Origin of the sequence: Rhodovibrio salinarum DSM 9154 (assembly GCF_000515255.1) — a bacterium.
GTDB classification, from domain to species: Bacteria; Pseudomonadota; Alphaproteobacteria; order Kiloniellales; family Rhodovibrionaceae; genus Rhodovibrio; species Rhodovibrio salinarum.
In genome coordinates, this window is the sequence record NZ_KI911559.1 from 3,347,604 (window position 1) to 3,361,017 (window position 13,414).

At 65.5% G+C, this 13,414-nt stretch carries 13 protein-coding genes; all 13 read right to left on the reverse strand.

All coding sequences use genetic code 11. The features are described from left to right. Window positions 1-57: 57 nt before the first annotated feature. The 13 genes from rpsC to rpoC all read right to left on the reverse strand — a co-directional run bounded on the left by rpsC (window position 58) and on the right by rpoC (window position 13,364). Window positions 58-738 carry a 30S ribosomal protein S3 gene (gene rpsC / locus RHOSA_RS0115520; protein ID WP_027289397.1) on the reverse strand — a complete coding sequence of 227 codons (681 nt, stop codon included), beginning with the start codon at window positions 736-738 and terminating at the stop codon, window positions 58-60. Between the two features lies 1 nt (window position 739). Then, window positions 740-1,120: a 50S ribosomal protein L22 gene (gene rplV, locus RHOSA_RS0115525; RefSeq protein ID WP_027289398.1), complete on the reverse strand. Its 381-nt coding sequence runs from the start codon at window positions 1,118-1,120 to the stop codon at window positions 740-742. Window positions 1,121-1,124: 4 nt separating this feature from the next. Beyond that, complete coding sequence (rpsS, locus tag RHOSA_RS0115530) at window positions 1,125-1,403, reverse strand: 30S ribosomal protein S19 (protein WP_027289399.1); 279 nt, start codon at window positions 1,401-1,403, stop codon at window positions 1,125-1,127. Window positions 1,404-1,416: 13 nt separating this feature from the next. Continuing rightward, a complete protein-coding gene (gene rplB / locus RHOSA_RS0115535) occupies window positions 1,417-2,253 on the reverse strand; it encodes a 50S ribosomal protein L2 (protein ID WP_027289400.1) in 837 nt (278 codons plus the stop codon). Window positions 2,254-2,256: 3 nt separating this feature from the next. Continuing rightward, complete coding sequence (locus tag RHOSA_RS0115540; protein WP_037256478.1) at window positions 2,257-2,595, reverse strand: 50S ribosomal protein L23; 339 nt, start codon at window positions 2,593-2,595, stop codon at window positions 2,257-2,259. Continuing rightward, complete coding sequence (rplD, locus tag RHOSA_RS0115545; protein WP_027289402.1) at window positions 2,592-3,212, reverse strand: 50S ribosomal protein L4; 621 nt, start codon at window positions 3,210-3,212, stop codon at window positions 2,592-2,594. The genes RHOSA_RS0115540 and rplD overlap by 4 nt, the downstream gene beginning before the upstream one ends. Before the next feature lie 2 nt (window positions 3,213-3,214). Next, window positions 3,215-4,021, reverse strand: a complete 807-nt coding sequence (gene rplC / locus RHOSA_RS0115550; RefSeq protein ID WP_027289403.1) for a 50S ribosomal protein L3 — start codon at window positions 4,019-4,021, stop codon at window positions 3,215-3,217. A gap of 6 nt (window positions 4,022-4,027) precedes the next feature. After that, complete coding sequence (gene rpsJ / locus RHOSA_RS0115555) at window positions 4,028-4,342, reverse strand: 30S ribosomal protein S10 (protein ID WP_027289404.1); 315 nt, start codon at window positions 4,340-4,342, stop codon at window positions 4,028-4,030. 89 nt (window positions 4,343-4,431) lie between these two features. Beyond that, window positions 4,432-5,622 (reverse strand): elongation factor Tu, encoded by a 1,191-nt coding sequence (gene tuf / locus RHOSA_RS0115560; protein ID WP_027289405.1) that lies wholly within the window; start codon window positions 5,620-5,622, stop codon window positions 4,432-4,434. 143 nt (window positions 5,623-5,765) lie between these two features. Beyond that, complete coding sequence (gene fusA / locus RHOSA_RS0115565) at window positions 5,766-7,844, reverse strand: elongation factor G (RefSeq protein WP_027289406.1); 2,079 nt, start codon at window positions 7,842-7,844, stop codon at window positions 5,766-5,768. 39 nt (window positions 7,845-7,883) lie between these two features. Then, complete coding sequence (gene rpsG, locus RHOSA_RS0115570; RefSeq protein ID WP_027289407.1) at window positions 7,884-8,354, reverse strand: 30S ribosomal protein S7; 471 nt, start codon at window positions 8,352-8,354, stop codon at window positions 7,884-7,886. A 12-nt stretch (window positions 8,355-8,366) separates the two neighbouring features. Then, the gene (gene rpsL / locus RHOSA_RS0115575; RefSeq protein ID WP_027289408.1) at window positions 8,367-8,738 is read right to left on the reverse strand and encodes a 30S ribosomal protein S12; all 372 of its coding nucleotides are present in this window, start codon (window positions 8,736-8,738) and stop codon (window positions 8,367-8,369) included. A 459-nt stretch (window positions 8,739-9,197) separates the two neighbouring features. Continuing rightward, on the reverse strand, window positions 9,198-13,364 hold the full coding sequence (gene rpoC / locus RHOSA_RS0115580) for a DNA-directed RNA polymerase subunit beta' (protein ID WP_027289409.1): 4,167 nt from the start codon (window positions 13,362-13,364) through the stop codon (window positions 9,198-9,200). Window positions 13,365-13,414 lie beyond the last annotated feature (50 nt).

A 13,414-nucleotide genomic window follows, 5' to 3' on the forward strand; every position in this document is an offset into this window, starting at 1 on the left:
CGGTTCGGAGACCTAGCGCCGGCCGGTCGGCCGGAAGCGGCCTCACGGGCCCACTGGTTACTGGTTGCGCCCGGTGGTTTCCTGGCGCTTGTCCTGTGCGTGCGGGTCGTGGGCCAGGATCTCGCCCTTGAACACCCAGACCTTCACGCCGCATGTGCCATAGGCCGTCTTCGCCGTGGCGTCGCCGTAGTCGATGTCCGCGCGCAGCGTGTGCAGCGGCACCCGACCCTCGTGGTACCACTCGGTCCGGGCGATCTCGCTGCCGCCCAGACGGCCGGAGCAGGTGATGCGGATGCCCTGGGCCCCCAGGCGCATGGCCGACTGCACCGACCGCTTCATGGCGCGGCGGAAGGCCACCCGGCGCTCCAGCTGATTGGCGATGTTCTCCGCCACCAGCTTGGCCTCGATCTCCGGCTTGCGGACCTCGAGGATGTTCAGGTGGACCTCGCTCTCGGTCATCTTCTGCAGGTCCTGGCGCAGGCGCTCGATATCCGCGCCCTTCTTGCCGATCACCACGCCCGGACGGGCGGTGTGGATCGTGATCCGCGCCTTCTTCGCCGGCCGCTCGATGATGATCCGCGAGACACCGGCCTGGTGCAGATGCTTCTTCAGGTAGCGACGCAGCCGCAGGTCCTCGTGCAGCAGATCGCCGTACTGCTGGCGCGCGGCGAACCAACGCGAGTCCCAGGTCCGGTTGATACCGAGCCGCAGGCCGGTCGGATTGATTTTGTTACCCATCTCAGGCGCTCTCCTCGCGCTCGCGGACCACCACGGTCAGGCGGCTGAACGGCTTGTCGATCCGGCCGACGCTGCCCCGGGCCCGCGGCCGGAAGCGTTTCATCACCAACGACTTGCCCACCGACGCCTCGGAGACGTACAGCCGATCGACGTCGAGCTGGTGGTTGTTCTCCGCGTTGGCGATCGCCGACTGGAGGACCTTGCGAACGTCTTCCGCCACCTTGCGCTTGCAGAAGCTGAGCTCCGCCAACGCCGTCTCGGCGCCACGCCCCCGGATCAGACCGCACACCTCGTTGAGCTTGCGCGGGCTTGTCCGGATTGAGCGCGCCATCGCGTACGCCTCGTTCTCAGCGACGGGGCGGGCGCTTTTTGCCTTACCCATCGCGCTATCTCCTCTTCGCCTTCTTGTCGGCGGCGTGGCCGGTGAACGTGCGGGTCGGGGCGAACTCGCCGAGCTTGTGGCCAACCATATGCTCGGTGACCAGTACCGGCAGGAACTTCTTGCCGTTGTAGACACCGAAGGTCAGGCCGACGAACTGCGGCATGATGGTCGAACGCCGCGACCAGGTCTTGATGATCTCTTTACGGCCCTTCTCGCGGGCGTTCTCTGCCTTCTCCAGCAGAAACCCGTCGACGAACGGACCTTTCCAAACCGAGCGCGCCAAGATCGGTCCTCCGTTAGCTGCGCTGCTTATTCCGACGGCGGACGATCAGCCGGTCGGTCTTCTTGTTCTTCCGGGTCTTCGCACCCTTCGTGGGCTTGCCCCACGGGTTCACCGGATGGCGGCCACCGCTGGTGCGGCCCTCGCCACCGCCGTGTGGGTGGTCGATCGGGTTCATGGCCACGCCGCGGACGCTCGGGCGCTTGCCCAGCCAACGGTTGCGGCCGGCCTTGCCCTTGTTGATGTTGGCGTGGTCCTGATTGGACACCGCGCCGATCGTGGCCATGCACTCACCGCGCACCATCCGGACCTCACCGGAGCCCATGCGCAGCAGGGCGTACCCCTGATCACGCCCGACCAGCTGAACGTACGAGCCGGCGGCGCGGGCGATCTGGCCCCCCTTGCCGGCCTTCATCTCGACGTTGTGGATGATCGAGCCGATCGGCACCGATTTCAGCGGCATCGCGTTGCCGGGCTTCACGTCGGTCTTCTCATCCGCAATCACCCGGTCGCCTGCCTTCAGACGCTGCGGCGCCAGGATGTAGGCCTGATCGCCGTCCTCGTAGGTGAGCAGCGCGATGTAGGCCGTGCGGTTCGGATCGTACTCGATGCGCTCGACCGTCGCCGGCACACCGAACTTCTCGCGGCGCTTGAAGTCGACGATCCGGTACGTGCGCTTCGCCCCGCCGCCGCGACGGCGCGCGGTGATACGGCCCTGGTTGTTACGGCCGCCGGACTTGGACAAACCGTCGGTCAGCTTCTTGACGGGCTGGCCGCGATACAGGTCCTTGCGGTCGACCGTGACCAGCTGGCGCTGCGTCGGGGTGCGCGGATTATAGGTCTTCAGCGCCATCTTTTAAATCCCCGTCGTCACGTCGATGGAGTGACCCTCGGCGAGGGACACGTAGGCCTTCTTGGAATCCGACCGACGGCCCCGGATGCCACGGAAGCGCTTCACCTTGCCCTTCTGGCGCAGGGTGTTCACGTCCGTGACCTTGACCGAGAACAAGCTCTCCACCGCCGCCTTGATCTCCGGCTTGGTGGCATCCAGCGGCACCTCGAAGGTGACCTGGTTGTGTTCCTGGTTCAGGGTCGACTTCTCGGTGATCACCGGACGCTTCACCAGGGTGTACATCCGCTCCTGGCTCGGCTTCGGCCGGGTCTTGCCTTTGATCGCCTGGGCTTCGCGCCTCATGTCAGTCGCGCCTCCAGCGCCTGGACGGCTTCCTTGGTCAGCACGAGCGTATCGTGCCGCAGGATGTCGTGGACATTCGCACCGACCTGCGGCAGCACGTCGATTCCGACGATGTTGCGCGCGGCCAGCGAGAAGTTCTGATCGAGCTGCGCGCCGCCGATCACCAGGGCGTTCGCAACCCCCATCGAATCGAGCTTCTTCTGCAGCTCCTTTGTGCGCGGGCTTTCCGCCGTGGCCTGCTCCAGCACCACCAGCTTGCCCTCGGCGGCCTTCGCCGACAGCGCGGTCTTCAGTCCCAGACGACGCACCTTCTTCGGCAGGTCGTGGGCGAAGTCGCGCGGACGCGGGCCGTGTGCGACACCGCCGCCGCGGAAGATGTTGGCGTTGCGCGAGCCGTGACGGGCGCGGCCGGTGCCCTTCTGCCGGTAGATCTTGGTCTTCGAGGTCGTGACCTCGCCCCGGGTCTGGGTCGACGCGCTACCGACGCGGCGCTTGGCCAGCTGCCAGTTGACCACGCGCGCCAGGATGTCCTTGCGCACCGGCTGGGCGAACACGCTGTCGCTCAGCTCGATCTCGCCGGCCTGCTTATTGTCCAGCGTGGTGACCGGGCACTTCATGGCTATTCGTCCTTCTTCTCTTCACCACCGGCCTCGGCGCCGCTCTCGTCGCCGACCGTGGCGCCCTGATCGCCCTCGAGCTCCTCGGCCGTCTCGGCGAGCGGATCCTGCTCGGCGCTGACCTCGGACTCGGCCGTGCCGCGCAGCCCAGCCGGGAACGGCACGTTCTCGGGCAGCGTGCGCTTGATCGCATCGGCCACCCGCACCCAGGAGCCATCGGCGCCGGGGATGTTGCCGCGTACCAGGATCAGGTTGCGCTCACCATCGACGGAGACGACCTGCAGGCTCTGCGTGGTGACCTTCCGCTGGCCCATGTGGCCGTGCATCTTCTTGCCCTTGAAGACCTTACCCGGGTCCTGCATCTGACCCGTCGAGCCCTGCGAGCGGTGCACAGCCGACACGCCGTGGGTGGCGCGCAGACCGGCGAAGTTATGGCGCTTCATGACGCCGGCGAAACCACGACCGATCGTGATGCCCGAGGCATCCACGTACTGGCCGGGCACGAAGTGCGTCGCGGACAGCTCCTGACCGGGCTGGAGCAGCGCATCCTCGCTGACCCGGAATTCGCCCAGCTTCTGCTTCGGCGGCACCTTGGCCTTACCGAAGTGACCGCGCTGCGCCTTGCTTACATTCTTGGCCTTGGCCTTGCCCGCACCCAGCTGCACGGCGGTGTAGCCGTCCTTGTCCTGGGTCCGGACCGCGGTGACCTGGCAATTGTCCACCTGCAGCACCGTCACCGGCACGTGCCGGCCGGCTTCGGTGAACACGCGGGTCATGCCGACCTTCTTGGCGAGTACGCCGGTACGCATCACGGCTTACCCCTTCAGCTTGATCTCGACGTCGACGCCCGCGGCCAGGTCCAGCTTCATCAGCGCGTCCACTGTCTGCGGCGTCGGGTCGACGATGTCCAAGAGACGCTTGTGCGTCCGCACCTCGAACTGCTCGCGGCTCTTCTTATCGATGTGCGGGCCGCGCAGCACCGTGTACTTGTCGATGTGCGTCGGCAGCGGGATCGGGCCCCGCACCCGCGCGCCGGTCCGCTTGGCCGTGTTCACGATCTCCGAGGTCGACTGGTCGAGGACCCGGTGCTCGAAGGCCTTCAAGCGGATACGGATATTCTGGCTTTCCATCGTCGCCACCTTGTCTGGGCCGGCCGGCCCGCTCCTGCTGTCCGGGTGTACCGGAGTGGAGCGGACCCGGCCGATCCGCGTCTATCGTGTTATTCGATGATCTTGGACACGACGCCGGCGCCGACGGTGCGGCCGCCTTCGCGGATGGCGAAGCGCAGGCCCTCGTCCATGGCGATCGGGTGGATCAGCTCCACGTCCATCGTCACGTTGTCGCCCGGCATCACCATCTCCGTGCCTTCCGGCAGCGTCACCACGCCCGTCACGTCCGTCGTCCGGAAGTAGAACTGCGGACGGTAGTTCGTGAAGAACGGCGTGTGACGACCGCCCTCATCCTTGTTCAGAATGTAGGCTTCCGCCGTGAACTTCGTGTGCGGCGTGATCGTCCCCGGCTTCGCCAGAACCTGACCGCGCTCCACGTCGTCACGCGCAACACCGCGCAGCAGCGCACCGATGTTGTCACCCGCCTGGCCGCTGTCCAGCAGCTTGCGGAACATCTCCACGCCCGTCACAACCGTCTTGCGCGTCTTCTTGATCCCGACGATCTCAACCTCTTCGCCGGTCTTGATCACGCCCTGCTCCACGCGGCCCGTCACCACCGTGCCGCGACCCGAAATCGAGAACACGTCCTCGATCGGCATCAGGAACGGACGGTCCGCCGCGCGCTCCGGCTGCGGAATGTAGTTATCGATCGCGTCGACCAGCTCCATGATGCTGTCCGCACCCAGCTTCTGGTCGGTGCCCTCGATCGCCGCCAGCGCGGACCCCTTGATCACCGGAATGTCGTCGCCCGGGAAATCGTAGTTGTTCAGCAGCTCGCGAACTTCCAGCTCGACCAGCTCCAGCAGCTCCTCGTCGTCCACCTGATCGCACTTGTTCAGGTACACCACGATCGCCGGAACGCCGACCTGACGCGCCAGCAGAATGTGCTCGCGCGTCTGCGGCATCGGACCGTCCGCCGCCGAAACCACCAGCACCGCGCCGTCCATCTGCGCCGCGCCCGTGATCATGTTCTTCACGTAGTCCGCGTGACCCGGGCAGTCCACGTGCGCATAGTGACGGTGCGGCGTCTGGTACTCCACGTGCGCCGTCGAAATCGTGATCCCGCGCTGCTTCTCTTCCGGCGCCTTGTCGATCGCGTCGTACGCCAGGTACTGCGAACCGCCCTGCTCCGCCAATACCTTCGTGATCGCCGCCGTCAACGTCGTCTTCCCGTGGTCAACGTGCCCGATCGTACCGATGTTGCAGTGCGGCTTGTCGCGCTCGAACTTTTGCTTCGCCATCGCTGTCTGTCTCCGTTACCCGGTATCTGTCTGCCGCCCCGCGGGGTGCGCCGCCGGGCGTTCGTGTTCTTGTGCGTTTGTGACGTCCGACCACCGCGCCCGGCGCGCGCCCCGACCGAAGCCAGGGCGCGCGCCAGCGGCGTTTAGGCCATCTTCGATACGACCTCGTCAGCCACCGCTTGCGGCACGCGGTCGTAGTGGCTGAAGTGCATCGTGAACTGGGCCCGGCCCTGGCTCATCGAGCGCAGCGTCTTGACGTAGCCGAACATGTTGGCCAGCGGCACCTCGGCGTTGATCACGCGGGCGTTGCCCCGGTGATCCATCGCGCCGACGCTGCCACGCCGGGAGTTCAGGTCGCCGATGATGTCGCCCATGTACTCGTCCGGGGTCACCACCTCGACCTTCATAACCGGCTCCAGCAGAACCGGCTTGGCCTTCTTGATGCCATCGCGGAACGCCTGACGCGTCGCGACCTCGAAAGCCATGATGCTGGAGTCGACGTCGTGGCTGGCACCGTCGACCAGCGTTGCCTTGAAGTCGATCACCGGGAAGCCGGCGATAACACCGCCCTCGCGGGCGTTTTCCAGGCCGCGCTCGACGCCCGGAATATAATCCTTAGGCACCGACCCGCCAACAACCGCGTTCTCGAACTTGAAGCCCTCGCCGGCTTCCAGCGGCTCGAACACGAGCTTGACGCGGGCGAACTGGCCGGCACCGCCGGTCTGCTTCTTGTGCGTGTGGTCGATCTCGGCACGCTGCGCGATGGTCTCGCGATAGGCGACCTGCGGGGCGCCAACGTTGGCATCGACCTTGAACTCACGCCGCAGCCGATCAACCAGGATGTCGAGGTGCAGCTCGCCCATGCCCTTGATGACGGTCTGACCACTCTCGACGTCGGTCTGAACCTGGAAGGACGGGTCTTCCTGCGCCAGACGGCCCAGCGCCTGCCCCATCTTCTCCTGGTCCGCCTTGGACTTCGGCTCGACCGCGACCTCGATTACCGGATCCGGGAACTCCATGCGCTCCAGGACGATCGGCGACTTCGGGTCGCACAGCGTCTCACCGGTCGTGACATCCTTCAGACCCGCGATCGCGACGATGTCGCCAGCCAGCGCTTCCTCGATCTCCTCGCGGTGGTTGGCGTGCATCAGCAGCATGCGGCCAACGCGCTCGCGCTTGTCCTTGACGGAGTTGAGGATCTGCGCGCCCTTCGTCACCTTACCCGAATAGACGCGCACGAAGGTCAGCGTGCCGACGAACGGGTCGGTCATGATCTTGAACGCCAGCGCGCTCATCGGCTCGTCGTCACCGGCCTTGCGGAAGTCCTCTTCCTCGGTGCCCGGCTTGACGCCGCGAATCGCCTCGACGTCCATCGGCGACGGCAGATAGTCGACGACGCCGTCGAGCAGCGGCTGCACGCCCTTGTTCTTGAAAGCCGACCCGCAGAACACCGGCACGAACGAGAGGTTACAGGTGCCCTTGCGAACCAGCTTGCGCAGCGTGTCGTTATCCGGCTCGGTGCCCTCGAGGTAGGCCTCCATGACCTCCTCGTCCTGCTCGACCGCGTGCTCGATCAGCTCCTGACGGGCGTTCTCGGCCGCTTCCTTCAGGCTGTCCGGGATCTCTTCGTAATCCCACTTCGCGCCGAGCGTCTCTTCCTGCCAGACGATCGCGCGCTGCTCGATGACGTCGATGACGCCCTTGTGATCGGCCTCGGTGCCGTATGGGAGCTGCATCACCGCCGGCGTCGCGCCGAGGCGATCGCGCATCATCTGCACGCACCGATCGAAGTTGGCGCCCATCCGGTCCATCTTGTTGACGAAGCAGATGCGCGGAACCTTGTAGCGGTCGGCCTGACGCCAGACCGTCTCCGACTGCGGCTCGACGCCGCCCACCGAGTCGAACACCGCGACCGCGCCGTCCAGCACGCGCAGCGCACGCTCGACCTCGATCGTGAAGTCGACGTGACCCGGGGTGTCGATGATGTTGACGCGGTGGTCGTTCCAGAAGCAGGTCGTCGCTGCGGAGGTGATCGTAATGCCACGCTCCTGCTCCTGCTCCATCCAGTCCATCTGCGCGGCGCCCTCGTGCACCTCGCCGATCTTGTGGGATCGGCCGGTGTAATACAGGACGCGCTCGGTCGTGGTCGTCTTACCAGCATCGATGTGGGCCATGATGCCGATGTTACGATAACGCTCGAGCGGGGTCTGACGGGACGTCATGGCTGCTCTCTTTCGCGTGCGGTCGGCGCAGTCGGCCGGTTACCAGCGGTAGTGCGAGAACGCACGGTTGGCCTCGGCCATCTTGTGCGTGTCTTCGCGCTTCTTGACGGCCGCGCCGCGGTTATTCGACGCGTCCAGAAATTCGTTCGCCAGGCGCTCGGTCATGGTGTGCTCCGAGCGCGCCCGGGAGGCGCGGATCAGCCAACGGATGGCGAGCGCCTGACCCCGGTTATGCTTGACTTCCACGGGGACCTGATAGGTCGCGCCACCAACGCGCCGGGACCGGACCTCGATGTCCGGGGTCGTGTGCTCCAGGGCATCATGGAAGGTCTGCAGCGGATCGCCACCGGTCCGCGACTTGATGCGCTCGAAGGCCTGGTACACCAGCTTCTCGGCCGTGGCCTTCTTGCCGTCGTACATCAGGTTGTTCACGAACTTCGTGACGATCACGTCGTTGAACAGCGGATCCGGCAGGATTTCCCGCTTTTCCGCGCTATGCCGGCGAGACATGCGGTCGGCTCCTTACTTCGGACGCTTAACGCCGTACTTCGACCGGCGCTGTTTGCGGTTCTTGACGCCCTGGGCGTCCAGCGCGCCGCGGATGACGTGGTAGCGCACGCCCGGCAGGTCCTTCACACGACCGCCGTGGATCATCACGACGGAGTGTTCCTGCAGGTTGTGCCCCTCGCCCGGGATGTAGCTCGTCACCTCGTAGCTGTTCGTCAGGCGCACACGGGCGACCTTACGCAGCGCGGAGTTCGGCTTCTTCGGCGTGGTGGTGTAGACGCGCGTGCAGACCCCGCGGCGCTGCGGGCAAGCTTCGAGCGCCGGCACCTTATTCGGTACCGTGCGGTCCTTACGGCCCCGCCGGACTAACTGGTTAATCGTCGGCATTCGTCATTCAACCCTTGTCGTTACCAAGCAAAACGTCACCGGGAGCCAAGCCCGAGATCAGGCCGCCCCTGGTGCGGACACGCGGTCATCCGCCGGTTCGCGTTGCGTTGGCTATGGTCCAGTCTGGTCGCGCGGGACTGCGTCTAGACCGAGATTCGGCGATCACCGAAAGCGGCCTACCACCAGCCCCCGTAAAGGCTGGCGCATCCTAGTGAGGCGACCGGTGCGCGTCAAGCGGTCAAAAACCGCTCTTTTCCGCCGTTTCCGAACCCCTTTGGGTCGGCTCCGACGGGCGCTTGGCGCCGCCACCGTCGATACGCGTTGCGCGGGACCCGCCCGGTCCGTCGCCGTGCTGTACGGCGCCGAGTCCGGCCGCGTCCCGCGCGAACCTAACGATGTAACGACCCGACCGCAACCGAGTCGTCACATCTCTCCTCGAATCCGGGAAAAGTCCCGGATTTATTGAGCGACGGACTGCTCCGCGTCGCCGCCGGCCAACTCTTCGCGCTGCTCCCGCTCCTGCAAGAGCTTGCGATCGCGATGGCCAGCCACCTTGCGGTACTCGTTCATCGTCGCGCCCGTCCCCGCCGGGATCAGACGGCCCACGATGACGTTCTCCTTGAGCCCTTCCAGGTAGTCCGACTTGCCGTAGACGGCCGCCTCGGTCAGCACCCGGGTGGTCTCCTGGAAGGACGCCGCGGAGATGAACGAGCGAGTCTGGAGCGAGGCCTTGGTGATGCCCTGCAGCACCGGCCGGGCATGCGCCGGGGCCATGGACTGCTCGGCCATCTTGCGGTTGACCTCCTCGTACTCCAGCCGGTCGACGTGCTCGCCCATCAGGTAGGTCGTGTCGCCCGGGGCGTTGATCTCGACCTTCTGCAGCATCTGGCGGATCACCACCTCGATGTGCTTGTCGTTGATCTTCACGCCCTGCAGCCGGTAGACGCTCTGAATCTCCTCGACGAGGTACTCGGCAAGCGCCTCGACGCCCAGGATGTCCAGAATGTCGTGCGGCACCGGGTTGCCATCGACGATCATGTCGCCGGTGTCGACCCAGTCGCCCTCGCGCACGGTGATCTGCTTGTTCTTCGGCACCATGTACTCGCGCGAGGTCTGGCTCTCGTCGTCCGGCACGACGATCACGCGGCGTTTGGTCTTGTAGTCCTTGCCGAACTCCACGCGTCCTGGGATCTCGGAGAGAATCGCGTAGTCCTTCGGCTTGCGCGCCTCGAACAGCTCGGCGACGCGCGGCAGACCACCCGTGATGTCGCGGGTCTTGGACGACTCGCGCGGAACGCGGGCCAGCACGTCACCCGCCTTCACCTGATCGCCGTTCTCCACCGACAGGATGGCGTCGACGGTCAGGTAGTAGCGGGCCTCCGCACCATTGGCCAACTGGACCACGTCGCCGTTCTCGTCCCGCAGGACGATCCGCGGCTTCAGTTCGGAGCCCTTGGGCTGCTGCTTCCAGTCGACCACGACGCGGTTGGTGATGCCGGTCGTCTCGTCGGTCACCTCGCGCACGGACGTGCCCTCGACGAGGTCTTCGTACTGGGCCGTCCCCTCGCGCTCGGTGATGATCGGCTGGGTGTAGGGGTCCCACTCGGCCAGCCGCGTGCCCTTCTCGACCTCGACGTCCTCCTGCAGCAGGACCTTGGCGCCGTAAGGCACCTTGTAGCTGGCGCGCTCACGGCCATCCTTGTCGGAGATCACCAGCTCGCAGTTGCGGCCCATGACGACCAACTGGCCCTCGGAGTTCTCGACGACGTTCTTGTTGCGAATCTGCAGAACGCCCTCGACCGAGGCTTCCACGCTCGACTGCTCGCCACCGCCCTGGGCGGCGCCGCCGATGTGGAAGGTCCGCATGGTCAGCTGCGTACCCGGCTCGCCGATCGACTGCGCGGCGATCACGCCCACGGCCTCGCCGATGTTGACGTTGGTGCCGCGGGCCAGATCACGGCCATAGCACTGGGCGCAGATGCCCTTACGGGACTCGCAGGTCAGCACCGAGCGAATCTTCACCTGATCCAGACCGGCGGTTTCGATCTTGTCGATCAGATCCTCGGTGATGATCTGGTCCTGCTTGATGATCAGATCGCCGGAGACCGGGTCGTAGACATCCTCCAAGGCGGTCCGGCCGAGCACGCGGTCGCTCAGCGGCGCGATCACCTCGCCGCCCTCGACCACCGGCTTCACGGTCAGGCCGTTGCGCGTGCCGCAATCCTCCTCGGAGATCACGGCGTCCTGGCTGACGTCGACCAGACGGCGGGTCAGGTAGCCCGAGTTCGCCGTCTTCAGCGCCGTGTCGGCCAGGCCCTTACGCGCACCGTGCGTCGAGTTGAAGTACTCGAGCACGGTCAGGCCTTCCTTGAAGTTCGAGATGATCGGCGTCTCGATGATCTCGCCGGACGGCTTGGCCATCAGGCCGCGCATGCCGGCCAGCTGGCGGATCTGCGCGGGGGAGCCACGGGCACCGGAGTGCGCCATCATGTAGACCGAGTTGATGGAGCTGCCGGTATTCTTCGAGATCTCCGCCATCATGGCGTCGGCGACGTCGTCCGTGCAGCGCGACCAGACGTCGACCACCTTGTTGTACTTCTCACCACGGGTGATCAGGCCGTCCTGGTACTGCTGCTCGAACTCCTTCACCTCGGCCTCGGCGTTGCCGACCAGCTCGTGCTTGGCGTCCGGGATGATCATGTCGTCCTTGCCGAACGAGATCCCGGCCTTGGTCGACCAGGAGAAGCCGAGCGCCATCACCTTGTCGGCGAAGATCACCGTGTCCTTCTGACCGCAGTGGCGGTAGACGATGTCGATGACCTCGGTGATCTCCTTCTTGGTCAGAAGGCGGTTGATCAGGCTGAACGGCACGTTCGGGTGACGCGGCAAGACCTCGGCCAGCAGCATCCGGCCCGGGGTGGTCTCGATCGTCTGCGTGACCTCGTTGCCGTTCTCATCGACGGTGTCGAACCGGGCCTTCACCTTGGACTGCAGCGTGACCGAGCCCTGCTGCAGGGCGTAGTCGATCTCGCCCATGTCGCGGAAGGCCATGCCCTCGCCGGGCGCGCCCTCGTTCTCCTGGCTCAGGTAGTAAAGACCCAGGACGATATCCTGCGAGGGCTGGATGATCGGCTTGCCGTTGGCCGGCGAGAGGATGTTGTTGGTCGACATCATCAGCACGCGTGCCTCGAGCTGGGCTTCCAGCGCGAGGGGGACGTGCACGGCCATCTGGTCGCCGTCGAAGTCGGCGTTGAACGCGGTGCAGACCAGCGGGTGCAACTGGATCGCCTTGCCCTCGATCAGCACCGGCTCGAACGCCTGGATGCCCAGACGGTGCAGCGTCGGCGCCCGGTTCAGCATCACCGGGTGCTCGCGGATCACCTCTTCCAGGATGTCCCAGACCTCCGGGCGCTCCTTTTCCACCATGCGCTTGCCGGCCTTGATGGTGGAGGCGTACCCGTAGAGTTCGAGCTTGTGGTAGATGAACGGCTTGAACAGCTCGAGCGCCATCTTCTTCGGCAGCCCGCACTGGTGCAGCTTGAGTTCCGGACCGACCACGATCACCGAACGGCCGGAGTAGTCGACGCGCTTGCCCAGCAGGTTCTGACGGAAGCGCCCCTGCTTGCCCTTGAGCATGTCCGACAGGGACTTCAGCGGGCGCTTGTTGGCCCCCGTGATCACCCGGCCGCGGCGGCCGTTGTCGAACAGCGCATCGACCGCTTCCTGCAGCATGCGCTTCTCGTTGCGCACGATGATGTCGGGCGCGCGCAGCTCGATCAGCCGCTTCAGACGGTTGTTGCGGTTGATCACCCGGCGGTACAGGTCGTTCAGGTCGGACGTCGCGAAACGACCGCCGTCGAGCGGCACCAATGGACGCAGCTCCGGCGGGATCACCGGCACCACGTCCAGGATCATCCACTCCGGCTTGGTCCCGGAATCCGCGAACGCCTCGACGATCTTCAGGCGCTTGACCAGCTTCTTGCGCTTCGCCTCGGAAGTCGTCTCCCGCAGGTCGGTGCGCAGGTCCGTGCGCATCTCCTCCAGGTCCAGCGACTGCAGCATGGCCTTGATCGCCTCCGCACCGATCATCGCGGTGAAGGAGTCGTCGCCATAGTCGTCCTGGGCGTTCATGTACTCGTCTTCGGTGAGCAGCTGCCCCCACTTCAGCGTGGTCAGGCCCGGCTCCACGACGACGTAGCTCTCGAAGTACAGGACCTTCTCCAGGTCCTTCAGCGTCATGTCCAGAAGCAGGCCGACGCGGCTCGGCAGCGACTTCAGGAACCAGATGTGCGCGACCGGGCTGGCCAGCTCGATGTGGCCCATGCGCTCGCGGCGCACCTTGGCCAGCGTGACCTCGGTGCCGCACTTCTCGCAGATGATGCCGCGGTACTTCATGCGCTTGTACTTGCCGCACAAGCACTCGTAGTCCTTCACCGGACCGAAGATGCGGGCGCAGAACAGGCCGTCGCGCTCCGGCTTGAAGGTCCGGTAGTTGATGGTTTCCGGCTTCTTGATCTCGCCGTAGGACCAGGAACGGATCCGCTCGGGGCTTGCGATCGAGATTTTCAACTCGTCGAAGCTCTGCGGGCCGCTGACCTGGCCGAAGATGTTCATCAACTCGTTCATAACTGGGCTACTCCCACCATTCAGCGCGTCTCGCGCCAAGACCGTCTCCG

What these genes read in the sequence shown, in the direction of transcription:
- rpsC (WP_027289397.1), bottom strand. Translation starts at nt 738, where the DNA reads ATGGGTAACAAAATCAATCCGACCGGCCTGCGGCTCGGTATCAACCGG.
- rplB (WP_027289400.1), bottom strand. Translation starts at nt 2,253, where the DNA reads ATGGCGCTGAAGACCTATAATCCGCGCACCCCGACGCAGCGCCAGCTG.
- rplD (WP_027289402.1), bottom strand. Translation starts at nt 3,212, where the DNA reads ATGAAGTGCCCGGTCACCACGCTGGACAATAAGCAGGCCGGCGAGATC.
- RHOSA_RS0115540 (WP_037256478.1), bottom strand. Translation starts at nt 2,595, where the DNA reads ATGAGGCGCGAAGCCCAGGCGATCAAAGGCAAGACCCGGCCGAAGCCG.
- rpsJ (WP_027289404.1), bottom strand. Translation starts at nt 4,342, where the DNA reads ATGGAAAGCCAGAATATCCGTATCCGCTTGAAGGCCTTCGAGCACCGG.
- rplV (WP_027289398.1), bottom strand. Translation starts at nt 1,120, where the DNA reads ATGGGTAAGGCAAAAAGCGCCCGCCCCGTCGCTGAGAACGAGGCGTAC.
- tuf (WP_027289405.1), bottom strand. Translation starts at nt 5,622, where the DNA reads ATGGCGAAGCAAAAGTTCGAGCGCGACAAGCCGCACTGCAACATCGGT.
- fusA (WP_027289406.1), bottom strand. Translation starts at nt 7,844, where the DNA reads ATGACGTCCCGTCAGACCCCGCTCGAGCGTTATCGTAACATCGGCATC.
- rpoC (WP_027289409.1), bottom strand. Translation starts at nt 13,364, where the DNA reads ATGAACGAGTTGATGAACATCTTCGGCCAGGTCAGCGGCCCGCAGAGC.
- rplC (WP_027289403.1), bottom strand. Translation starts at nt 4,021, where the DNA reads ATGCGTACCGGCGTACTCGCCAAGAAGGTCGGCATGACCCGCGTGTTC.
- rpsL (WP_027289408.1), bottom strand. Translation starts at nt 8,738, where the DNA reads ATGCCGACGATTAACCAGTTAGTCCGGCGGGGCCGTAAGGACCGCACG.
- rpsG (WP_027289407.1), bottom strand. Translation starts at nt 8,354, where the DNA reads ATGTCTCGCCGGCATAGCGCGGAAAAGCGGGAAATCCTGCCGGATCCG.